Source organism: Arthrobacter sp. alpha11c, assembly GCF_054149985.1.
This window is the reverse complement of the sequence record NZ_CP196747.1, coordinates 3,180,518-3,201,698: the sequence shown is the minus strand read 5'-3', so window position 1 is coordinate 3,201,698 and position 21,181 is coordinate 3,180,518. Positions and strand designations below refer to the sequence as shown.

Annotated in this window: 26 protein-coding genes; 16 read left to right on the top strand and 10 right to left on the bottom strand. The window is 61.0% G+C overall.

The genetic code is table 11. From position 1 onward, the window contains the following. Nucleotides 1–2 precede the first annotated feature (2 nt). Together ACTAQJ_RS14625 and ACTAQJ_RS14620 are read right to left on the bottom strand one after the other, a co-directional pair. Nucleotides 3–884 carry a carbohydrate ABC transporter permease gene (locus ACTAQJ_RS14625; RefSeq protein ID WP_498697128.1) on the bottom strand — a complete coding sequence of 294 codons (882 nt, stop codon included), beginning with the start codon at nucleotides 882–884 and terminating at the stop codon, nucleotides 3–5. After that, nucleotides 881–1,843, bottom strand: a complete 963-nt coding sequence (locus ACTAQJ_RS14620) for a carbohydrate ABC transporter permease (RefSeq protein WP_498697126.1) — start codon at nucleotides 1,841–1,843, stop codon at nucleotides 881–883. The genes ACTAQJ_RS14625 and ACTAQJ_RS14620 overlap by 4 nt, the downstream gene beginning before the upstream one ends. Nucleotides 1,844–2,273: 430 nt before the next feature. Between ACTAQJ_RS14620 and ACTAQJ_RS14615 the strand changes: the two genes are divergently transcribed. Next, the gene (locus ACTAQJ_RS14615) at nucleotides 2,274–3,023 is read left to right on the top strand and encodes an MgtC/SapB family protein (RefSeq protein WP_498697124.1); all 750 of its coding nucleotides are present in this window, start codon (nucleotides 2,274–2,276) and stop codon (nucleotides 3,021–3,023) included. Nucleotides 3,024–3,032: 9 nt separating this feature from the next. Beyond that, the gene (locus tag ACTAQJ_RS14610) at nucleotides 3,033–3,860 is read left to right on the top strand and encodes a glycerophosphodiester phosphodiesterase (protein ID WP_498697123.1); all 828 of its coding nucleotides are present in this window, start codon (nucleotides 3,033–3,035) and stop codon (nucleotides 3,858–3,860) included. A 54-nt stretch (nucleotides 3,861–3,914) separates the two neighbouring features. Here ACTAQJ_RS14610 and ACTAQJ_RS14605 read toward each other — a convergent pair whose 3' ends face one another. Next, entirely contained in the window at nucleotides 3,915–4,532 is a 618-nt protein-coding gene (locus tag ACTAQJ_RS14605; RefSeq protein ID WP_498697122.1) for a hypothetical protein, read from the bottom strand. A gap of 326 nt (nucleotides 4,533–4,858) precedes the next feature. Beyond that, nucleotides 4,859–5,539 (bottom strand): DUF6318 family protein, encoded by a 681-nt coding sequence (locus ACTAQJ_RS14600; protein WP_498697119.1) that lies wholly within the window; start codon nucleotides 5,537–5,539, stop codon nucleotides 4,859–4,861. Nucleotides 5,540–5,715: 176 nt separating this feature from the next. On the opposite strand from ACTAQJ_RS14600, the gene ACTAQJ_RS14595 reads away from it, so the two are divergent. The 8 genes from ACTAQJ_RS14595 to ACTAQJ_RS14560 all read left to right on the top strand — a co-directional run bounded on the left by ACTAQJ_RS14595 (nucleotide 5,716) and on the right by ACTAQJ_RS14560 (nucleotide 9,961). Then, entirely contained in the window at nucleotides 5,716–6,267 is a 552-nt protein-coding gene (locus ACTAQJ_RS14595) for a hypothetical protein (RefSeq protein ID WP_498697116.1), read from the top strand. 91 nt (nucleotides 6,268–6,358) lie between these two features. After that, nucleotides 6,359–6,796 (top strand): Asp23/Gls24 family envelope stress response protein, encoded by a 438-nt coding sequence (locus tag ACTAQJ_RS14590; RefSeq protein ID WP_431117737.1) that lies wholly within the window; start codon nucleotides 6,359–6,361, stop codon nucleotides 6,794–6,796. Next, nucleotides 6,793–6,984, top strand: a complete 192-nt coding sequence (locus ACTAQJ_RS14585; RefSeq protein WP_216922303.1) for a hypothetical protein — start codon at nucleotides 6,793–6,795, stop codon at nucleotides 6,982–6,984. The genes ACTAQJ_RS14590 and ACTAQJ_RS14585 overlap by 4 nt, the downstream gene beginning before the upstream one ends. Further along, nucleotides 6,981–7,361, top strand: coding sequence for a hypothetical protein (locus ACTAQJ_RS14580; RefSeq protein ID WP_498697115.1), 381 nt, complete (start codon nucleotides 6,981–6,983; stop codon nucleotides 7,359–7,361). The genes ACTAQJ_RS14585 and ACTAQJ_RS14580 overlap by 4 nt, the downstream gene beginning before the upstream one ends. After that, nucleotides 7,358–8,002: a DUF6286 domain-containing protein gene (locus ACTAQJ_RS14575; RefSeq protein ID WP_498697114.1), complete on the top strand. Its 645-nt coding sequence runs from the start codon at nucleotides 7,358–7,360 to the stop codon at nucleotides 8,000–8,002. Before ACTAQJ_RS14580 ends, ACTAQJ_RS14575 begins: the two co-directional genes overlap by 4 nt. Then, entirely contained in the window at nucleotides 7,999–8,610 is a 612-nt protein-coding gene (locus ACTAQJ_RS14570) for a hypothetical protein (protein ID WP_498697113.1), read from the top strand. The genes ACTAQJ_RS14575 and ACTAQJ_RS14570 overlap by 4 nt, the downstream gene beginning before the upstream one ends. 172 nt (nucleotides 8,611–8,782) lie before the next feature. Continuing rightward, on the top strand, nucleotides 8,783–9,118 hold the full coding sequence (locus ACTAQJ_RS14565; protein ID WP_431117744.1) for a hypothetical protein: 336 nt from the start codon (nucleotides 8,783–8,785) through the stop codon (nucleotides 9,116–9,118). A 189-nt stretch (nucleotides 9,119–9,307) separates the two neighbouring features. Beyond that, nucleotides 9,308–9,961: a DNA alkylation repair protein gene (locus tag ACTAQJ_RS14560; RefSeq protein ID WP_498702201.1), complete on the top strand. Its 654-nt coding sequence runs from the start codon at nucleotides 9,308–9,310 to the stop codon at nucleotides 9,959–9,961. Here ACTAQJ_RS14560 and ACTAQJ_RS14555 read toward each other — a convergent pair. After that, entirely contained in the window at nucleotides 9,958–10,362 is a 405-nt protein-coding gene (locus ACTAQJ_RS14555) for a helix-turn-helix domain-containing protein (RefSeq protein WP_431117747.1), read from the bottom strand. The genes ACTAQJ_RS14560 and ACTAQJ_RS14555 overlap by 4 nt on opposite strands. Nucleotides 10,363–10,603: 241 nt before the next feature. Here ACTAQJ_RS14555 and ACTAQJ_RS14550 point away from each other — a divergent pair, with 241 nt between their 5' ends. The 4 genes from ACTAQJ_RS14550 (at nucleotide 10,604) to ACTAQJ_RS14535 (ending at nucleotide 15,145) form a co-directional block, all read left to right on the top strand. Continuing rightward, complete coding sequence (locus tag ACTAQJ_RS14550) at nucleotides 10,604–11,944, top strand: ABC transporter substrate-binding protein (RefSeq protein WP_498697110.1); 1,341 nt, start codon at nucleotides 10,604–10,606, stop codon at nucleotides 11,942–11,944. 96 nt (nucleotides 11,945–12,040) lie between these two features. Next, nucleotides 12,041–13,006 (top strand): carbohydrate ABC transporter permease, encoded by a 966-nt coding sequence (locus ACTAQJ_RS14545; protein ID WP_431117750.1) that lies wholly within the window; start codon nucleotides 12,041–12,043, stop codon nucleotides 13,004–13,006. Next, complete coding sequence (locus ACTAQJ_RS14540) at nucleotides 13,003–13,968, top strand: carbohydrate ABC transporter permease (RefSeq protein ID WP_431117752.1); 966 nt, start codon at nucleotides 13,003–13,005, stop codon at nucleotides 13,966–13,968. Before ACTAQJ_RS14545 ends, ACTAQJ_RS14540 begins: the two co-directional genes overlap by 4 nt. Before the next feature lie 124 nt (nucleotides 13,969–14,092). Then, nucleotides 14,093–15,145: a LacI family DNA-binding transcriptional regulator gene (locus ACTAQJ_RS14535; protein WP_498697106.1), complete on the top strand. Its 1,053-nt coding sequence runs from the start codon at nucleotides 14,093–14,095 to the stop codon at nucleotides 15,143–15,145. A gap of 39 nt (nucleotides 15,146–15,184) precedes the next feature. On the opposite strand, the gene ACTAQJ_RS14530 is transcribed toward ACTAQJ_RS14535, so the two are convergent. From ACTAQJ_RS14530 to ACTAQJ_RS14510, 5 genes are all read right to left on the bottom strand, one after another. Next, complete coding sequence (locus ACTAQJ_RS14530; RefSeq protein ID WP_498697104.1) at nucleotides 15,185–16,120, bottom strand: DUF8083 family protein; 936 nt, start codon at nucleotides 16,118–16,120, stop codon at nucleotides 15,185–15,187. A 33-nt stretch (nucleotides 16,121–16,153) separates the two neighbouring features. Further along, nucleotides 16,154–16,960: an exodeoxyribonuclease III gene (locus ACTAQJ_RS14525; RefSeq protein WP_498697102.1), complete on the bottom strand. Its 807-nt coding sequence runs from the start codon at nucleotides 16,958–16,960 to the stop codon at nucleotides 16,154–16,156. Between the two features lie 85 nt (nucleotides 16,961–17,045). Beyond that, nucleotides 17,046–17,612 carry an HdeD family acid-resistance protein gene (locus ACTAQJ_RS14520; protein WP_498697101.1) on the bottom strand — a complete coding sequence of 189 codons (567 nt, stop codon included), beginning with the start codon at nucleotides 17,610–17,612 and terminating at the stop codon, nucleotides 17,046–17,048. A gap of 88 nt (nucleotides 17,613–17,700) precedes the next feature. Then, complete coding sequence (locus ACTAQJ_RS14515) at nucleotides 17,701–18,327, bottom strand: response regulator (protein WP_498697099.1); 627 nt, start codon at nucleotides 18,325–18,327, stop codon at nucleotides 17,701–17,703. Beyond that, entirely contained in the window at nucleotides 18,324–19,514 is a 1,191-nt protein-coding gene (locus ACTAQJ_RS14510; RefSeq protein WP_498697098.1) for a sensor histidine kinase, read from the bottom strand. Before ACTAQJ_RS14510 ends, ACTAQJ_RS14515 begins: the two co-directional genes overlap by 4 nt. Before the next feature lie 283 nt (nucleotides 19,515–19,797). Here ACTAQJ_RS14510 and ACTAQJ_RS14505 point away from each other — a divergent pair, with 283 nt between their 5' ends. After that, the gene (locus tag ACTAQJ_RS14505) at nucleotides 19,798–20,376 is read left to right on the top strand and encodes a GlcG/HbpS family heme-binding protein (protein WP_498697097.1); all 579 of its coding nucleotides are present in this window, start codon (nucleotides 19,798–19,800) and stop codon (nucleotides 20,374–20,376) included. A 9-nt stretch (nucleotides 20,377–20,385) separates the two neighbouring features. Beyond that, a complete protein-coding gene (locus tag ACTAQJ_RS14500; protein WP_498697095.1) occupies nucleotides 20,386–21,114 on the top strand; it encodes an ankyrin repeat domain-containing protein in 729 nt (242 codons plus the stop codon). Nucleotides 21,115–21,181: the final 67 nt, after the last annotated feature.

Genomic DNA, 21,181 nt, shown 5'->3' with positions numbered 1-21,181 from the left:
TTTTAGCCGGTAACCGAGCCCTGGGTGAGCCCGGAGACGATGTACCGCTGCAGAGCGGCAAAGATGAGCAAGATCGGTAGAAGGACGATCACCGCGCCGGCCATGAGCATGCCCCAGTTCTGGGTGCTGCCATCGCTGTTGACCAGCTGAGTAAGGCCCACAGGAAGGGTCATCATGTCTGGATGGTCCGTCACGATCAGCGGCCAGATGTACTCGTTCCATTCAGAAACGATGGTCACCAAAGCCACGGTCGCGATGCTCGGCACGGACACCGGGACAACGATCTTCCAGAGCTTGCGCCAGTGACCCGCTCCGTCGATTTCCGCTGATTCCAGGATTGCCGGCGGCAGTGTGAGGAAATGCTGCCTCAGGAGGAAGGTGCCAAACGCCGTTCCCAAGCCTGGAAGGATGATTCCCCAATACGTGTTGAGCCCTCCCATGCCTGCGATCAAAACGTAGTTGGGAAGCACGGAAACCTGGGGCGGGACCATCAGCGCAACCAGGATCAGGAGGAAGATCACCCTCTTGAAGGGGAAACGGACAAACACGAGTGCGTACGCCGTGAAGACTGCCAGTACGCACTTAATGGTGGATCCGATGACCGTGACGATCACGCTGTTGAGGAAGAATCGCGCGAAGGGCACGGTAGATGCTGCGTCTGCGTAGTTCTGAAGGCTCGGGCTCTTCGGCAGCAGAGTCAGGTTTGTTGTCACGATCTCGCCGGGCGCTTTGAGGGAAGACAACATCATCCATAGGAGGGGCACGAAGACCACCAGGGTTGCCAGCAGAAGGGGGACGTAACCCCCGGCAATCGTCTTGCCTAGGTTTTGCCAGGAGAACGGACGGTCACGGCGTGGTGTGGCTTCAAGGGTGGTGGTGCTCATGAGTAGTGAACCTTTCGCTCCACGAAGCGCAACTGCACAGCTGTCATGACGAGCAATCCGGCGAACAGCACAACCGAGATGGCCGCGGAGTATCCGGCCCGGTTGTAGGAGCCGAAGGCCTGAAGATAGGAGTCAAAGATCAGGGTGCTGGTTCCGTTGCCGGATGGAGTCATGATGCGGATGATGTCGAACGCCTGCAGGGAGCTCAGCAGTGAGGTGATCAGGAGGAAGAAAGTGGTGGGGGAAAGAAGGGGAAGCACCACCGATGTGAAGCGCCGCAGGCTACTGGCGCCATCCAACGCGGCAGCCTCCAAGAGCTGGGTGGGAATGGACTGCAGGCCTGCCAGATACACCACGGCGCAATAGCCGAGGTTCTTCCACACGTACACGATGATGACCATGAGAAGAGCGAGCTTTGGATCGTTGACCCACTGGGGACTCGCCTGACCAACTGTGCGAAGAATCCATGAAAGGACGCCATAGGTCGGATCGAAAATAAACAACCACACCAAGCCGACGCCGACGCCGGAAAGGACGTAGGGCGCGAAAACCACTGCCCGGGCAAATGTTGTGCCCTTCAGTTTCTGGTTAAGAGCCAAGGCCACCAGCAGGCCCAGGATCATCGCACCGCCAACGGTGGTGATCGTAAATATGGCTGTTACGCCCAGCACGCTTGAAGCGTCGGGGGAGGTAAAGAACTCCACATAGTTGCCCAGCCCTACAGACGTTGCTGTGGCTGCCCCGAGCGTCCAGTCGAGGGTGGAATAGTAGAAGTTGGTGACGAGCGGACGGTAGGTAAAAAGGAGGATGAGCAGGACATTGGGTGCCGCGAAAGCGGCAAAAACCCATGCGTCCCTGCGTGTCCTCCGATTCCACCGTCGGTTCTTCGGGGTGCTTATTGGCGGTCTGTGAACCGGTGCCCTACTGGTTTGCGCAACACTTGTGTCTAATCTGCCCATGGAAAACCCTCACGTTGACCCCCTCGTCATCGCTGTCCGGGCGACTTAGCACTTGCAAAAAAGCATTTGTTTCACATTTGACCTGACAACCTAACTTCAGGTCATGGTCAACCTACACATAAAGATGGCTGATCACAAGACCCGATTCCGGAACGATGAAAATGGGCTCCTGTGGCGTGTTATTAGGTCTTTCAGCCCCGATCAGCCGGCGAAAAATACCATGCTAATACGTCCTGACAAAGTTCGCGCATCAATTTGCACGAATGTGCAGAAGCGTTGACTGGAACGTTCTGAGGCTTGAAGAATTGGCTGGAGGACCGGCTCGCGTCGTGTCTACCTTGAGCTGCTCTTGCATGGAACATCTGTATCGGACTGGATCTTCCACATAGAGGACAGAAGAAGGGGGTTGATAACCGAATCGGAGCACTAAGTGATCTTCAGCGCGGATACACAGTGGTGGCAGATGTGTCTGGCCTTGGCCGCAGCACTCGTCCTATCCACGGCCATAGGGTTTGAACGCCAGAGCAAGAACAAGTCCGCGGGCATGAGAACACATGCCATGGTTGGATTGGGCGCCGCACTGTTTATGGTCGTGAGCAAATACGGCTTTAGCGATGTACTGACGGTGGACCTGGTGAGGCTGGATCCCTCCCGGCTGGCGGCTCAAGTGGTCTCAGGCATTGGTTTCATAGGGGCGGGGCTGGTGTTCGTGCGGCGCAACCAAGTCCGCGGATTGACTACAGCAGCCTCCATCTGGGTTACAGCAGCAGTCGGAACGTCCGCCGGTGCAGGCCTCTTGCTGCCCGCCGTATTCGTCACCGCAGCCCACTTCGTCATCGTCTACGTTTATCCCGTGGTGACTGCGAAGCTCCGCTTTGGTTTGCCAAGCCAGTGGCTGTTGAAAGTTACGTATATGGACGGTGTGGGAGCCCTGAGGGACGTGCTCCGAACGTGCACCGAGCAAGGATTCCGTGTTCAGGGCTTCGCCACGACCCGGGGCTCGGCCGAGACCAAGGGCGTGATGGACCGGTTGATGACAGCTCCAGAAACCGCCGCCACAGCTGACCTCATTGAGATAGAGCTGGAGATTGAAGGCACCATGGCTGCGTCGGACATCGTCGCCCAACTGTCTCAACTCACCACAGTTACCGAAGTTTCCCTTGTGGACGAATCGGAATAGGAAGATCAAATGATCGAGATTCAGGGCCACCGGGGCGTTCTGGCCACACGGCACGGGAATACATTGGCGAGCTTCGTCGAGGCACTTCGCCTGGGCGTGGATGCCATAGAAGTCGATGTCTGGCTCACGTCTGACATGCAACTGGTATTGAGACACGACGCCGTCATCGGAACCGCCGACATCAGGTTGGAGACCATGCTTCAGGCCGCGGTTGAGCAGCACCCGGCCACGACTACCGACGTCGATCCTGAAACACGTGCGCCGTCGTTGTCGGAGACCCTTGCGCTCTTGCGCTTCGCTAATGCCGCCGACGTCGTCCTGGACATTGAGGTCAAAACTGACGGTGCGGCCTGGGACCAGTATGGCCACCGGATAGTAACTGAATTGTCCAAGGTGCTGAAGGCTCACCAGGGCGAACAGGCCTTGCGCGTGCGCAGCTTTGATCCCCAAATCATCCGGGCAATGTCCGGGATGTTGCCGGGAGTTCCGCTGGTAGCGCTGAGTAGGGAGAGCCCCGTCCGGTCGGTAGGCCTCTATCCTTCCACCGTTAAAGACCTCGTGATGGCTGCCTTGGCAACCGGGGCTTCCGCCGTTGCGCCCGCTTTTGGAATTCTCGACGCCGGATTGGTCGCCGAAGCTCATGGCGCCGGACTCAAGGTGTTTCCTTGGACCCTGGCGACAAGTGACGAAATCAGCGCGGCCGTCCAACTCGGAGTCGATGGGATCTGCGTCAACGATGTAGCCCTGGCCAGGCAAGTCCTGGGTGAATTGGGCGAGCCTCTTGCCGCCCCACGCCCCATCACGTTGCCATTGCTGCACACGGTTTCCCCGGCGTAGGCCGGGGAACCTGGACGGGCTCGTGCCTGACCAGCCTGTGCCTACCCAGCTCCGCTATTCTTCAGCGTCGGGGCAGCCCCAGGATTTGGGGTTTTCCTGGCAGGTGTCGGCGACGAGTGCTTTTTCTGTTTTCCAGACCTGGATGGTTTTGGGTGGTGTGGTCAGGTCCAGGGTTCCGTTGATGGGCAGTGGGGGTCCGTTGTTGACGGAGTAGGTTCCGGTGAAGCTGGTGGTGATGGTGACGGGGTAGTTCCCTGTAGCCGTGTAGCTGTGGCTGCTGCGGGTTTCGTTGAGGAGCCAGTCGGCTTCTGGGATGGCGTAGCCGGCTACCGGGGTGGGGCCGAGGGTGGTGGCGTCGCCGAAGTTGTAGGTGAAGCTTGCCGGGGTTGCTGTCAGGTGGACTGCTTGGCCGAGGATGGTGATGTCGAAGGCTTGTTCGGTGGCGGTGGTGTAGAAGTTCGTGGGTCCGCCTTTGAGGGTGTGGGGGAAGGGTTGGGCTTCGAGGGTTCCTGGGTTGACGGGGAGTTGGCGGAAGTCGTTGAGGATCCGGGTGGCGATGTTGGCCAGGACGTTCTCGGGTTTGGCGTCGTACAGGCACGTGGGTCCACTGACCGGGATCCAGTTGGTCCAGCCGGGGTTTGTGATGGACTTGGGTGCTTGTTTCCAGATCACCGGTGTTCCTTCATCGCCGCCCGGTGTTGTGGCAGGGCAGCTTAGGGCCAGGCATCCAGGATCGACGGTGTCCGGGCCGTCTGCCCGGCAGTGGGTATCCGCCATGTATTGGTTGGGGTCGTCTGGTGTGGCATCGGAATTTAGCGATACTGACGGCACACCGGTGTCTGGATCTAGGCTGAATTCTGCGCCGACCACAATTGATCGTTCACTGAAACCTGTTCCTGGGCTTGGTATCGGCGGCTCTGTCGAGGCCAATGCAGATTTCGGAGTGAGCAATAGAAGAACAAGCGGAACTACTCTGGCTAGGTGCATAGAGTGCCGTCTCAACGAATGACGCCGAGATCGGTGGTTAGCCAAGCATCATTCCTGAACACCACAAAGACGGCGGCAGCGTCGTTGGTGGCCGGAGTTAGCTCCCGTCCATTGGATCCATCCGGATTCATGTAGAGGATCTCTTTCTGGAGCACCTGAACCTTTGCAGCCTGCGACGTGGCGGACGTCTGCCAGAGAACCTCAATCACAGGGGTCTGGTATGTACCCCCGACCAGCCAGCGACCATCTGAATAGTTGGTCGCAACTCCCGCAAAGAGGTCTGAACAGAGAATGCAACCGCCGTCCGCCAGGGCCTTCGCTCCGGAGACGTCTCCCGTTTCGTACGCGTAGCTCAGGAGTGTGAACCAATACCTGATAAACGCCTCCAACCCCTCCTTCGTGTTCTCTTTCGCCAACTCGGGCATGACGGGCACAGGCACATTTTGTGCTTTGCCCTTCGCGTCCGCAGGCTTATACACACCGGAGGGTTTGGCGCTCCCGGAAGGAACCGCAGGAGCGACTGAGCCGCTCGCACGCGGGGTGGGGGACGCCGTCGTCGAGCCTGTTTCTGAAGGTGGGCTCCCCGGTGAACTGCCGCCCTGGCAGCCGGTGAGCAGCAGCGAAATCCCGAGCGCAGCAGCTGCAATGCGGACGGTGAGAACGGTAAAAGAGGCAAGTGAAAGGCGTGGCATGACAGGCTCCCCAGCGGCTGTTTGGTGGTGTGTCGGCCAGTCTAGGTTGGGCGGGCTCCAAGGACCCCCTCGAAGAGAACTGCCTGTGGATAACTCAACCTCTGTTCACTGCGGCAAGCCGGGCGTAGTCTTGCCCTCGCCGGTTCGACATTGCAGGCAATCCAACGGGGGACACCATGATCGAAACCACACGCTTAAACACGTCCAGGCTTCTTGGCGGAAATCGCAGGAAAGGTGCCGGCCGGCGAGGGAACACCCCGCTGCTGCTCGGCAGTCTTCTCACCGCAATATTGGCGCTCAGCGGCTGCTCCTTCCCGCTGCCGGTTGCGCAGCCTACGCCCATAGCGTCGTCATCGAACGCGCCAACATCCAGCACTGAACCGTCGGCCGAGATCAGTGCAAGCCCGGACGCTACCACAGGCACAGGCGGTGTCTACGGCGAGTTCACGTCCCTGTCCGAAGCGTGCATCTCCGTGAGTGCCGCGATGTTGAGCGTGACCATCCTGCCGTTGGCGGCCGTGGTGGGCGGCGACCCGGAAGATATCAAGAAGGCCAAGGAGGAACTGTCCCGGATGCAGGACAAAGTGCCCGAGGAACTGAAACCGAGCTTTGAGAAGCTGAGGGCGTATACGGAGTCGGCCGGCACGGATTTTCGCAAGTACGGGGAGCCCGAGTTCGAGGAACTTATGAAGCCGATCCAGGACTGGATGGATAAGAACTGCAAGTAGGCGCCGCGCGGGTTCCCTTCACTCTGGATGCCTCTCACAAAGCGTCCGAGCTAGACGCTAGGGTGGTACTCAAGAGAAGGGGAGTGCTTCGATGTCAGATCAGAACTTGCAGATCGACCCTGCGCCTGAGGGCGAGGTCCTCGGTACCGGACGCACCATCATCTCCGAGGCGGCTGTGGCAAAAGTAGCGGGCATCGCTGCGCGCACGGTTCCAGGTGTCTACTCCCTGGGCTCAGGTCCATCCCGCGCGCTTGGCGCTATCCGCGACGCTGTGGGCAGTTCGGACCACGCCGCGGGCGTTCGCGCCGAAGTGGGCGAGACCCAAGTAGCGGTGGACATCAACCTTGTGGCTGTCTATGGGCATCCCTTGCACGGCGTTGCCAACCAGGTCCGGGCTGCTGTTTATCGGGCTGTGGAGGAACTCGTCGGGCTCCAGGTCATCGAGGTCAACATCGAGATCAACGATGTCTATGTGGCCCCGCCCCCCAAGCCCAAAACCGTCGTGGTCGAAAAGGAGGCACTGCAATGAGCATGACCGTCGTGGGAATCGCGATCGGCGCCTTCGTGGCGTTCATGTCCTTCCAGTTCGGGCTGTGGGGCTTCCTTATCTCGCTGCTTTTTATGGGCATTGGCGCCCTTCTGGGCCGTGCAGCTGAAGGCAAGCTTGATCTCCGCAGCGTCCTGGACGCCATTACGGGCCGGCGCTCTTCGTCATGAGCGTGGCTGAGGCTGTGGAACCTACCACCAGCCTGGCCGGCCATAACCGGATCAGTACCCAGGCTTTGACATCGCTGGCACAGGCCGCGGCCGCCGAGGCTCTTGGCGTGGAACCCAGCGACATCCGCGCCGATTGGTCGGACGACGACGGTCTGCTGGCTTTGTCCATCGTGGCACCTATCAGCATCCCCGCCCTAAGCGAGGTGCTGCGCAATCCACAGCGCGTCCAGGGTTTCGGCGGCTCCATCTGGGACCGTGCTGTGGCCGCAAAGGCAACAGTGTTGGAGCGTGTCACCCGGCTCAGTGGTTTCCGCATAAGCAGGGTGGATATCAGGATCAGTGGAGCCCACGTTTCAGAGGGAGGCCGCGTCCGGTGACACAGGACCAGGAAACAGCCATTGAACCCTCTCACGCCGGCTCCGGAGCCAGCCCTATCGCCGGCGAGGATCCGGCCATGAGCCGTATCCTGCACCGGGAAACGCACTCGTCCCGGGCAGGAGCAGCCAGCATCGCTGCCGTGCTGGTGATCATTCTCTGTGTCATCGCACTTCTGGAATCTGTGCTCCAGGCCATCGGGCAACCGCCATGGCTAGTTGACCCAAGCACAGCAGCAGAGCGCGTCATCGCACTTCCAGCCGGCATCCCGCCTCTTCTGCTTGGCGCCAGCGGTGCTGTCATTGCCATGGTCGGACTGTTTTTTCTCCTTCACGCCGTATTACCAGGAAGGCGGGCCCGGCATCTGCTGCGGGACCCAAGGACCGCCGTCGTTGTTGACGACGAAGTGCTGGCCTCGGCACTTGCGCGCCGCGCGCGGACTGCCGCGAACGTGACACCGGAACAGGTCATGGTGATTGTGTCCAGGCAATCGGTGGTGGTCAACGTCCGGCCAACATCAGGCAGCAGGGTCAGTGAAGAAGCCATCCTGAAAGCAGTGCAGTCCGAGCTCGATGAAATGTCCCCCGTTCCAATGCCCACTGTTCGGGTGAACCTCTCTACCTCGGGGGTGGTTGGCGCGTGAACGGGACACCTCGTGCCCTTAACAGGGTCCTCCTCTTCATCATCGGGGTGAAGCTCCTGGCCGTTGGGCTACTTCTTCTCCTGCTGGCGACTGTTCCGGCCGTAGCAACGTGGTGGCACGGCTGGGCCGCGGACATGTGGGCTCGTGCGGAGGATGCATTCCAGCAAACCCGGTTCCCCGGCCGTGAGGAAAGCTGGCTGTGGATCGTGGCCGGGGTGGTTTTGGTGGCCATCATTATTGCGATGGTCGCGTGGCTGTCGCAACAGGGTAAAGGCAGGGCAAACCTTCTGGTGGCCAGCGACGACGAGAGCCATGTGGAGGGTGAGGTCCAGATCGGTGGCGGCGTCGCAGAACAGGCGCTCCGCGCAGCTTTGGCAGATCGGCCGGACCTCGCGGGCGCATCTGTGGCCACGTATGAGGTCAAAGGCCAGCCCGGATTGAGGGTGCGCATCCAGCCCCGGCAGGGAGTGGCGCCGCACCTCCTTGCTGCCGAAATTTCACGCCTGGTTGAAGCCTTGGACCTGGTGATCGGCAAGAAGACCCCCGTATTGGTCCATATGGCATCAGGGGCACGTGCGAAATTTACAAAAGCTGAACGGGTTCGCTGACTGTCCTGGCTAATTTTGCCGAATGTTTCGCTCCGGGTGTTTTGCGTTGCTTAACCCGCGCGTATGCCAATAGTTTGAAAGTAGAGGGGGAAAACTCCCTGATGCGATTGATTGCTTTGCAGGATAAATCCCGAGAGCGATCAGCGTTCCAACCGTTACGAAGGAGAGCACCATGAGTGAAGAAACCACGGGAGCGGAAGCAGTAGAAGGCGCTGCGGGCAATGCCAAGGAAGTAGCTGGCGAGGCGCTTGAAAATGCGAAGGAATTTGCCGGCGAGGCTGCGGAAAATGTCAAGGAGTTCGCCGGCGCGGCAGCAGAAAATGTCAAGGAATTCGCCGGGGACGCAGCAGAAAACGTCAAGGAATTCTTCTCTGGTGACGTCGGGGAAAATGCCAAGGAACTTGCTGGTGACGTTGCGGAGAAGTCCAAGGAAATCGCCGGAGATGTTACCGAAAATGTGAAGGGTCTCGGCTCCAAGATCGCAGGCCTGTTCAAGGGCGGGAAGTAGCCCTACCCGCATGGCGCGAGGATGGCAGTTCAGGAACGTGCGCGATCGCGCCTCCATGAGCTGCCATCCCGCCTGCGGTTAAACGGCCGATCCGTCACGCCCACGCCTAGTAGGCTGAGCTTCACACGCGATGGACGGGAGGCTGCAGTGGTCGGGAAAACTGCGACAGGTACGACGTTGGCTGGTGTGATGGCCGAGTTGGCCGCACTGGAAGACCCAAGGTCGCGCGAGGTGAACGAGAAACACGGTGACGATCACGGTGTGAACCTCAGTAAGTTGCGCGCGATTGCGAAGCGGTTGAAGACACAGCAGGAGCTTTCACGCGAGCTTTGGGAAACGGATGACACCGCGGCGAAGCTGCTGGCGCTGTTGATCTGCCGGCCTAAGTCGTACGGACCCGACGAGCTTGACACCATGCTGCGCGAAGCCCGGACTCCCAAAGTCCATGACTGGCTGGTGAACTACGTGGTCAAGAAGAATCCGCATGCCGAAGAGCTGCGGGTCGCCTGGTTTGCGGACAAAGATCCCTTGGTGGCGAGTGCCGGTTGGGCGCTGACGTCGGAGCGCGTCGTGAAGGATCCGGCAGGCCTGGACCTCACCGGGCTGCTGGACGCCATCGAGGCCGGGATGAAGGAAGCCCCGGACCGCCTGCAGTGGGCGATGAACACCTGCCTTGCCCAGATCGGCATCGAGCACCCGGAGTATCGTGCCCGGGCCTTGAGTATTGGTGAGCGACTAGAGGTGCTCAAGGATTACCCAACTCCGCCTAACTGCACCTCTCCGTTCGCGCCTGTCTGGATCAACGAGATGGTGCGCCGGCAGGAACTGTCAGCAACCAGCTAGCCCCTGTTGCGGTGCATCATCCGGTACGTCAGTTCGGCGAGCAGCTCCTCGTCTGAAAGATGCGAGGCGCGGGCGATAGGGGCCGCCGGCACCGTGACGCGGGGCCCCGAAGGCTGCCGTGGGTCCTCGCTGCTGCGCATGTCGTCCGGAGTGATTTGGTCTGGAGCGAAGCTGGATTTTCCCTTGAGGATTTCAGACATTGACCCAGCGCGCCACCCCAGGGCGTGCTCGAGCTTGCGCTGGTTGATTTCCTGGGTGCGCCGGGTACCGGATTCCAGCGTCCGTACGGTCTTGATTGCCGTTCCAGCCTGCTTGGCCAACTGCACTTGGCTCAGCCCTTGGGCCAGCCGTTCTTCTTTGATCAGCCGGCCGATAGTCTGGAGTGCTTCAAGTTCATCCACACTTCCCACTGTTGCATAGGCAATACTGGGCAACCAAATCTCATGACGCGGCTACAGGGCCAATGGCTGTGGGTGGTTCCCGACTCGGCCCAGCCGACCCAGTGCGATGCAAAGGTTACTTTGTATCGTTGTGGTTACGTTAGGTGTAAGCGCTTGCATTCCGACCCTGATCATGACTAGTGTGAGGCCCACCACGTCAATCGCGCCACGATTTTCTTGTACTCAGCGAGGAGTCTTCAGCATGAAAAAAACCAAGTACCTGCTCCCGGTCGCAGCGGCCGGCGTTCTGGCACTTACCATGTCCGCATGTAGCGGAAACAGCGGCGGCGGCGGAAGCACCGCGTCGGATGACTGTTCCGCTTACGGCACCTACGGCAAGCACGACGGCAAGACGGTCTCCGTGTACTCCACCATCGTCGACGTCGAAGCGACAAACCTCGAGGAATCCTGGGCACAGTTCGAAAAGTGCACGGGCATTACTGTCAAGTACGAGGGCAGCAAGGAGTTCGAGACCCAGATCGGTGTCCGGGCCCAGTCCGGTACGGCCCCTGATGTAGCGATCTTCCCGCAGCCCGGTCTTCTGGCCACGCAGGCAAAGGCCGGCTACCTGAAGCCCGCTCCCAAGGCTGTGTCCGATCTTGTGGACAAGAACTGGTCCGCAGACTGGAAGAAGTACGGCACGGTGGATGGCACGTTCTACGCCGCCCCGATGCTTGCGAACGTCAAGGGCTACGTCTGGTACTCACCCAAGACCTTCAAGGACAAGGGTTGGACAGTCCCCAAGACGTGGGACGAAATGATGGACCTGACCAAGAAGATCGCAGCCGACAAGACCATGAAGCCATGGTGTGCCGGATTTGAATCGGGCGAAGCCACGGGTTGGCCGGGTACCGACTGGATCGAGGACGTTGTCCTGCGTGCCGAAGGCCCGGAAGTCTATGACAAGTGGATCACGCACCAGATTCCGTTCAATGACCCCAAGATCGTCAACTCCTTCAACAAGGTTGGCGACATCCTCCTGAACCCGGATTACGTCAACGGCGGCTTCGGTGACCCACGCTCTATCCTGAGCACCGCGTTTGCCCAGGCTGGTCAGCCGGTTCTGGACGGACAGTGCGCAATGCACCACCAGGCATCGTTCCAGGCAGCCAACTGGCCTGCCGGTACCAACGTGGCCGAGGACGGCGACGTCTGGGCATTCATGACGCCTCCGGTGGATGAGTCCAAGGGCACAGCCATCACCGGTGGTGGCGAGTCGGTTGCTGCTTACAAGGACACCCCTGAGGTCCAGGCTTACCTGGCATTCATGGCTAGCGCGGACTTCGCCAACAACCGCGTGAAGCTCGGCGGTGCCATCAGTGCAAACAAGGGCCTTGACCCGAACAACGCACAGTCCGCCCTGGATAAGCAGTCCATCAAGCTCCTTCAGGACCCCAAGACGGTCTTCCGTTTTGACGGTTCGGACCTGATGCCGAGCGCTGTGGGTTCCAACTCGTTCTGGAAGGGCATCGTTGCTTGGATCAACGGCAGCTCTGCCCAGCAGGTAACTGACAGCATCGAGTCCAGCTGGCCCAAGGGCTAACTCCGAAGGCACTGCCTCCCTTGGCTGGTTTGCCCAGCCGGGGAGGCAGTGTGTTTCCCGGAACTTAGTGATTCACTCACGCCCCGGAGGTTGGGTATGGAATTTATCGGAGGAAAACTCCTTCAAGTAGTGATCGCCCTGGCGATTTTTGCCGCAATTATCGGCATCCTCATGCTCGTGGTGGATAGGGCACCAAAGTCAGTCAAGGACAAGGTTACGGTGGCCGGATTCCTGGCTCCCGCTGGAATCCTGATGCTGGTGGGCCTTGTGTACCCGGCGGTACGGACGTCGATGTTGGCCTTCACGGACGCCAGTGGCCAAGGCAACGGATTCGACAACTTTGTTTGGATGTTCACGCAGCCTGAAGCTTTGACCACGCTGCGGAACACCATCATCTGGACCATCCTGGTTCCCCTGTTGTCCACGGGATTCGGGCTGGCCTATGCGGTCTTCATCGATAAGGCCCGCGGAGAGCGGGTTCTGAAGTCCTTGGTCTTCATGCCGATGGCCATCTCCTTTGTAGGCGCCGGCATCATCTGGAAGCTCGTGTATGACTACCGCGGTCCCGGTATTGAACAAACGGGTGTCATCAACTTCATCCGTGACGCCATGGGAATGAACCCCAAGCAGTTCCTCCTGGACGCCCCGGAAAACACCATCTTCCTGATCATCGTGATGGTCTGGATCCAAACAGGCTTTGCCATGGTGATTCTTTCCGCGGCCATCAAGGGTGTTCCGGTGGAACTGATCGAGGCAGCCCGTTTGGATGGGGCCAACGCCTGGCAGCAGTTCCGCAACGTCACGGTCCCGGGTATCCGTGGGGCGTTGGTGGTGGTCCTGACTACTATCACGATCGCCACGTTGAAGGTATTCGACATTGTCCGAACCATGACGGCCGGAAACTACGACACCTCGGTTGTGGCCAACGAAATGTACACGCAGGCTTTCCGCGCCGGTGAACCAGGACGAGGTGCCGCTTTGGCCCTGATCCTGTTCCTGATGGTGCTGCCCATCGTCGTGTACAACGCTCGAGTCCTTCGCAAGCAAAGGGAGATCCATTGACAGCCACGCCAGCCCCGAAAGAGGCGTCCAAGGCCGCCACCCGGCAGCGTCCTGGATCGGACCCCACGGAGGACGCCCAGCCGATGATGCGCAGGGTCAAGACCAAGCTCACTTCCAAGTGGGCCACAGCGGCAGCGATCATCATCGCCGTCGTATGGTCTGTCCCGACGTTTGGACTCTTTGTTACCTCGTTCCGTCCTGCCCCGAAGCAGGTGGGCCCCCGCTCCAACGGTTGGTGGAATGCCTTCCTGGACTGGGACTTCACGGTCAAGAACTATGTGGACGTCCTTACCCCGGCGGGCTCGCAATCTGCCAACCTGTCCCAGTACTTCGCCAACTCCGTAGCAATCGTCATCCCAGTCACCATCTTTGTTCTGGTGTTGGCATCCATGGCCGCCTACGTGTTCGCCTGGGGCAAGTTCAAGGGCCGCGACGCACTCTTCATTTTCGTGTTCGCGCTGCAGATCATTCCGCTCCAAATGGCACTGATTCCGCTCCTGCAACTCTTTACGCAAACCCTGCATTTGCCGGCGGGTTCCTATGCGCAGCTGTGGATCGCCCACACCATGTTCGGCCTTCCCCTGGGTATTTTCCTCCTCCACAACTTCATCTCCGAGATCCCTGGTGAAGTTATCGAGGCGGCAAGGGTGGACGGTGCGGGACACAGCACGATCTTCTGGCGGATCATCCTGCCGCTTTCCGTTCCGGCGCTGGCTTCCCTGGCGATCTTCCAGTTCCTGTGGGTCTGGAACGACCTCCTGGTTGCACTGGTGTTCTCCGGTGGAACGGCCGACGTAGCACCTATCACCCAGCGTCTGGCGGAGATTTCCGGTACACGCGGTGCCAGGGACTACTTGAACCCGGCCGCGGCCTTCGTCTCGATCATCATCCCGCTTCTGGTGTTCTTCGGCCTGCAGCGGTACTTCGTCCGAGGCCTGCTGTCCGGCGGACTGAAGGGTTAGACAATTGCAGCGTTGGTTACGCAGCGGACGACTCCGCTGCGTAACCAAGGCCTGCACAAAATAGACTGATTCTTCGCCGTGAGACAGAAAACGGCGAAGTGAAGGCAGCCGGAGAGGGGGGCCTGTGACACGAACAACGGGTAGGTCCCAGCGCGGTGGTCATACAGGCGTCAGCATCGAGGACGTCGCAGCAGCAGCGGGAGTGTCTACGGCTACCGTGTCCAGGGCTGTCAGGGGACTGCCCCGGGTTTCGCCTGCAACGCGTGAAAAGATCCTGGAAGTCGCGGCGTCGCTGGGCTACGTGGCGTCGTCGTCGGCGTCGGGACTGGCCACTGGGCGCACACGCACCATCGGTGTCCTGGCGCCCTTCGTCAGCCGCTGGTTCTTCTCCAAAGCAATCGAAGGTGCGGACAGGGAGCTGCACTCACGCAAGTACAACCTCTCCCTGTTCAACCTCGGAGGCCATGGCAGCAATCGCGAGCGGCTTTTCAGCTCCACCATGGTGTACAAACAGATCGATGCGCTGCTGGTGCTATGTATGGCGCTCAGCGAGGACGAACTGGAACACCTCCACAAGATCGACATCCCGTTGGTAGTGGTTGGCGGACACGTTGAGGATTGTGCCTACATCGGCATCAACGATTACGACGCCGCGACCACCGCCGTGCGGCATCTGCTGGACCTGGGACACAAGGACATTGCCTTGCTCCATGGCGACGACGAAACAGACCTGAACTTCGACGTTCCCCGTGTCAGGATCCGCGCCTTCCAGGACGTCATGACCGACGCCGGCTTGGAAGTCCGTCCCGAGTGGGACGAATGGGGTGACTTCACAGTTGCCAGCGGCCAGCAGGCATTCAACCGGCTCTGGAACCAGCCTGGCCGCAAGCCTACGGCCATTTTCTGTTCCTCCGACGAGATGGCCATGGGGGTCATCTTCGAAGCCACGCGACACGGCGTTCGCGTGCCAGCGGACCTCTCAGTCATCGGAATTGACGATCACGACTTCTCCGAAGCCTTGGGCCTTACAACGGTGGGTCAACGGCCGGACGACCAAGCCGAACTGGGCACCAAGATGCTTTTGGACGAACTCGATGGCATTGCCGGCGCCGTGCATTCAGCGGTTGCACCGCACCAGCTGATTGTCCGGGAGACAACAGCACCGCCGTGCCGGTGATGAAAGCCGCTGATCCTAAACGCAGCCGGTCCTGAAAGCCTACGAGGCCCGCGCCAGCTGACGGATGGGAATCCACCGCGAGGCTAGCCGACGATAGGCTGCCGCCGCGCCCGTCATATCGCCCTCGGCCAGGCACTCGATACCGAGGCGAACATCCATGGGGGATTCGTCGGGGTACACCTTATCCGCAACAGCCCCGTAATCGAGCTCCACCATGGACTGGACGTGAAACAATTCCAGCCATTCGGTGAGCTGCGTGAGATCGTCCAGCATGTCCAGGTCCGGGGCTGCCAAGGCCAAGTGGGCTACAGCAAAGCGTGCCCTGTCCAGGGCATCCGTCAACGGCGTCCACACCCGGACGGTGAGGATGCGCCCATCGGACTCCACCACATCCTTACGGTCAGACTCAGCGAAAAGCGAGAACCAGCTGAAGGGGATACCCCAGGTGGAGGCCCGGGTGTGCACACGCTTGGCTTCTTCCCCAGCGTTGATGCGATCGATCCTGGCTTGATGCTTATCCCGCTGCGAAACCGGAATCAGCAGATCGGCCAGCGGGCTGTGCACACCATCCATGAGGGCGTTCGCTGCCAACCCGGCCCGAATCACCAGTTGGCTGGGGCAGTAAAGCAGCCGTCCGGCGTCGTGGGCGTCCTTATCCTGCGCCGACACGCCAGCTGACGCGCCAGTGGGTGCGTCTGCAGCACCCTCCGCCGCGGTGTGCCGCCCGCCAGGGACCCGCGTCATCCGCACCAAATCGGTCCGACCTGTGGGGAAGGGGTCCCCGCCGGTCCGCGTGATGCGGCCCAGCGAGGCTTGGAGCTCCGCATTTTCGACGGCGGCCCGGGAACGTATCTTGCTGCTGTCCGCCACGAGTTGGCGCTGCTGCTCCGGAGGAAACGCCTCAAGGGGCTCGTAAATGCGCAGGGACGAAGAGAACGGCAGTCCTGCCTGGCCCCTGTACAGGTTTCCAGTCATCTCCAGCCGGCCCCTTTCTTCCATCAGCGGTGATTAGTCTGCAAGCTCCACGATCACGGGAGCGTGGTCCGAGGCGCCCTTCCCCTTACGTTCCTCGCGGTCAATGGAAGCACCGGTAACCCGGGCCGCCAAAGCCGGGGAAGCCAGGCAGAAGTCGATGCGCATGCCTTCCTTCTTGGGGAAGCGCAGCTGCGTGTAGTCCCAGTACGTGTAAACGCCGGGGCCAGGTGTGTAGGGACGGACGACGTCGGAATAACCGGCAGTCTCGAAGGCGTGGAATGCGGCGCGTTCCGGCTCGCTGACGTGCGTGAAGTTGTTGTTGCGGAACAGTTCGATGTCCCAGACGTCGTCATCGAACGGTGCAATGTTCCAGTCGCCCATGAGCGCGACCTGTGCCGCGGGATCAGACTTCAACCACTCGGAAGCGTTGCCTTGAAGGACGTCAAGCCACTTGAGCTTGTACGGCATGTGTTCGTCGTCCAGCGAGCGGCCATTCGGAACATACAGGCTCCAGATGCGGATGCCGCCGCAGGTGGCGGAGATGGCGCGGGCTTCCTGCGCGGGGTCCTTGCCGGCCTTGCCGAACATCGGCTGGTCCAGGAAGGTGCGTTCTACGTCCTCCAGCCCAACGCGGGACGCAATGGCGACGCCGTTCCACTGGTTCACGCCGAAGTGCGCAACCTCGTAGCCCATGCGCTCAAAGAGCTCCCACGGGAAGTTATCGTCCTTGCACTTGGTCTCCTGGATGGCCAGGACATCACAGTCACTGCGCTCAAGCCACGCTTCGACGCGGTCGGCACGGGCACGGAGGGAGTTCACATTCCAGGTAGCTATCTTCACAGCCACTAACTTACCGAACTTGGCGCCAAGCGCATCCCCTCATGAAGGATTGCTGGCCGTGACGCCCGTGTTGAGCCAAGGAACATCAGTGGGCGTACATGAAGGAAGACGATGCGCCCCTGCGCATCTTGATGCCGCAGACGATCAACAACAGCCCTGCAATCACGGAGAAGGCTGCCAACAAACCCACAACGCCCAGGAACCCGAGGCTGGGATTGATCAGGACAAAGAGGCCAAAAACCGCAGTCACAAGACCAGTCAGCAACCAGACTCCCCAACCATTGACGGAGTTCCTTGCTGCAAACGCGAAGACGATCTCGGAAAGCCCCAGGACCAAGGCCCAGAGTCCAATCAGGACGCCAAGTGCTGCAGCTGTTATTCCCGGCCACGCGACTGCCACCAAACCGGCTGCGAGGGAGATGAAGCCCCCCACCATCGTCCAGCCGGAATGGCGTGAAGGGTCATAAAAGTAGTGGGCCACGTTGGTGAGGCCGTCCACGATTGCGAAGACACCGAACACGAAAACCAGCCCGAAGACAGTGGCTACCGGCAAAGATGCAACCAACAAACCAAAGAGCACGGCCAGGATTCCGCGGAACAGCAGAGCAGTTCCGGAATGTTTGAACATCTTGCGCTCCGAAGCGTCGGACATAGTGCCAGCTTAATGGAATGCGGGCTGTGGATATATAGCAACGAGGCCTGAATCGCGAGGCGGGGGCGGCCTACCGCATGCGGCCGGCTTACCGCATGCCCTCGCGACGGATGGCGGTTGCGATGGCCGCCGCACGAGTTTCCACGCCGAGTTTGGCATAGATGTGGGCCAGATGGGTTTTGACGGTTGCTTCCGAAATGAAGAGCCGTTTGCCCAGATCACGGTTGCTGAGGCCCTCGGTCAGGAGGCTCAGCAGCTCTGCCTCCCGGGGTGTAAGGACTTCGTCCGGGTTCCGCAGCTGTTGGAAAAGCCGGGACGCAACCGGCGCGCTCATCACGCTTTTGCCCTGCACGGCACCTCTTACCGCCGCAAAAATCTCTTCCGGTGCGGCGTCCTTGAGCAGGTACCCCATGGCGCCGGCATCCACGGCACGGACGATGTCGGCGTCGGAATCGTAGGTGGTGAACACGATCACCGCCTGCCGGGGATTGCGCTGCCGCAACTGCTTGATGGCCTCGATGCCGTCCATTCCCGCACCCATGGCCAAGTCCATGAGAACCACTACCGGCGAGTGCTGTTGTACCGCTTCCAGCGCTTCCTCACCGGACGCCGCTTCGCCGACGACGACGATATCGGCCTGGGTGCCCAACAGCGCCTTCAGCCCGCTCCTGACTACCGTGTGGTCGTCTACGAGGAGCACGGAAATGGTGGTCACAGGGACTCCTTCGATGGATCTAAGGGCAGAGCCGGCAGCGGAATCTGTGCTGCGATGACAGTGCCCTCGCCCGGAGTGCTCTCCACGGACAATTCTCCACCCAGCTGCTCAATGCGTTGCCGCATGGCGCGCAACCCGTATCCTCCCGTTTCCGACGGCGGAGGTACCGCTCCGGGATCAAAGCCGCGGCCGTCGTCGAACACGTCAAGGGTGACCGCGTCCGGCAGGTACCCAAGAGTCACGCTGGCGTTGTCCGCGTGGGCATGAAGTTTGATGTTGGCCACGGCGCTCTGGGTCACGCGGAGCAGGGCGTGTCGAATCTCGGACGGGATGGGACGGGCTTCACCGGTGACCTGCACAAGGACGTGGTCCAGGTACTGCCGGGCGGCGCGTTCCAAGGCCTGGTATAGGGGCGCAGTTTCCAGGCCGGGCGCCGAGAGCTCGTGCACCAGGCTCCGGGTGTCGGCGAGATTTCCGCGGAGGAGACTGGTTGCTTTGGTGACTTCGTTGTGCGCCGCAGGATCAGGCCAGGAACGTTGGGCTGCCTCAAGGAGGAGCAAGCCGCTCGCGAGGCCTTGGGTGATGGTGTCGTGGATTTCACGTGAAACACGCTCGCGTTCCGCCGCGATTCCTGCTGTTCGTTCACTCGCCGCCAGCAGTTCCTGCGCTTGGGTTACGTCTTCGAAGAGCTTTCGCTGGAGGGCGCCGTCGCGCTCGATCTTGTCATAAATCAACGTGAGCAGGGCGCCTGCAGCGAGCGGTCCGAGCAGCATGGCGACGTCCGTCCATCCGCTCATACGGAAAAGCCCGACGGCGGTGGCCGCTGCCGTCGCGCCGCCCGCCAGATACGCGGCCCACCCCCGGAACGCGGTACGGCTGAGGAAGAAAATGGCGAAGGAGCACCACGCGAAGCTGGGCGCCGCGATCACCAGAGCCGCCCAGGCCGCCACCAAGGCAAACATCCACAGCTTGCGGTTTTGCGGGCCCTGCCTGGGGTTGCGGTGTTGGGCCAGCAACGCTGTCACGACGTACAGAGCGCACACGGCGACCGCCAAGGCCACGGTCCACAGGTTATCCGCGGGGGAGTGCCGCATGACGTAACGGACAGCAGAGGCGACCATCAGCACGGCGAAACCCAGATGCACCACGGCGTCGATGCGGGTATCGATCCGGCTGCTTGGATCCATCCTGCTGCTTGGATCGGGCCTGCTGCTTGGATCGGGCCGGCTGCTTGGATCGGGCCGTTGAGGGGCTGCTGGCATGGGGTGGTTCCCGTTTCCGTTTCGGTCGGTGGTAGACGCTCTTTCCATGCTAGATCCCGCGTGATTGCTGGTCTCTCCACCTTTTGGCTGATACGGCTGGCGGAAAGGCTGACCTTGGAACCGGCACACGGCCGATGTGCCCCGGGGCTGCTCCCGGAAGCATGGGGATGTACCCGAAATTGCCAATGCTTGCCACGAGGAGAACTCCGTGAAGAAGTCCAACAAGATGATTGCCGCCGCCGCTGCCGGAGCGTTGCTGCTCACTGGCGGGGTTACCGCAGTAGCCAATGCAGTTGCCCCCGAGGCCGCGCCTGTTACCGCACCTGCCGCGCCAGTCAGTGCCGAGGTCCAGCCGGCACCTGAGAATGTGGTTGCCCAGAACCGAATCACCGTGGGTGCTTCCAGCAACGCCGTGAATGCCGCGCTCACCAAGTGTCAGGCAGACAAGCTTCCGTTCGTGACCGTGGCCCTGGTGGACCGATTCGGTACCGTCCAGGCCCTTCTCCGCGGTGACAACGCCGCCGAGCACACCATCGAGGCAGCCAAGCAGAAGGCTTACACCGCGGCTGCCTTCGGTGCCCCCACGAGCGAACTGGCCAAGCGCATCAACGGCACCGGCCCGTCCATCGCGGACCTTCCCGGCACGCTTTTCCTGGCCGGCGGTCTCCCGCTGAAGGTCAACGGCGTATCCGTAGCTGGCATCGGCGTCGGCGGCGCTCCCGACGGCGCCTTGGACGAAGCGTGCGCGACTGCTGGTGCCGAAGCGCTGGCCGCAGCAGCAAAGTAGCCTCGATTCATGACCACCTCATCAGTGGTGGGGGCGGGGTTGTTGATGATGGGGTTGCTGGCGGGGTGCGGGTCGCCGTCCGCTGCCAGCCCTGGCCCTTCCAGCCCCGTCCCTTCCAGCACAACCACAGCAAGCTCCAGCCCAGCAGCCACCTCTCAAGTAGCCAGCAGCCCAGGCGCGTCGTCGAGCGGGAGTCCGGGCCCGTCGTCGTCGGCGTCCAAACCGCCCACGCTATCCCCGGAGGCTCAGCTGGAAACCGACCGGCTCCTGATCCTCGCCGCGAAAGCCAACGATCCCGTGCGGGTGCGGGAACTGATCGCGGCGGGTGGCAACGCCAACGCCAAGGACGGCATCCAGGACTCTGCGTTCCTCTACGCGGGTGCGGAGGGCTTCAATGAGGTGCTCCAACTGACGTTGGCGGCCGGGGCCGACGTCGCCAGCATCAACAGATACGGTGGCACGGCCCTGATCCCCGCCAGCGAACACGGGCACACCGAGACCGTTCGGATCCTCATCGCCGCGGGCGTGCCTGTTAACCACGTGAATAACCTGGGCTGGACGGCCATGCAGGAGGCCATCCTGCTCAACAACGGCGGGCCGAACCAGCAGGACGTGGTCCGGCAGCTGCTGTCCGCGGGAGCTGATCCGGACATCCGTGATCCGCAAGGCCGAACCGCCCTGCAGAACGCAGAGCGGCTCGGGTTCACGGAGATCGCGGCGCTGATCCGGAACCGCTGACCCAAGTAAGTAGCAGCTGTGCGCGTTTTCAGCCCTCAAAACGCGCAGTGCTGCGACTTACTTGGGC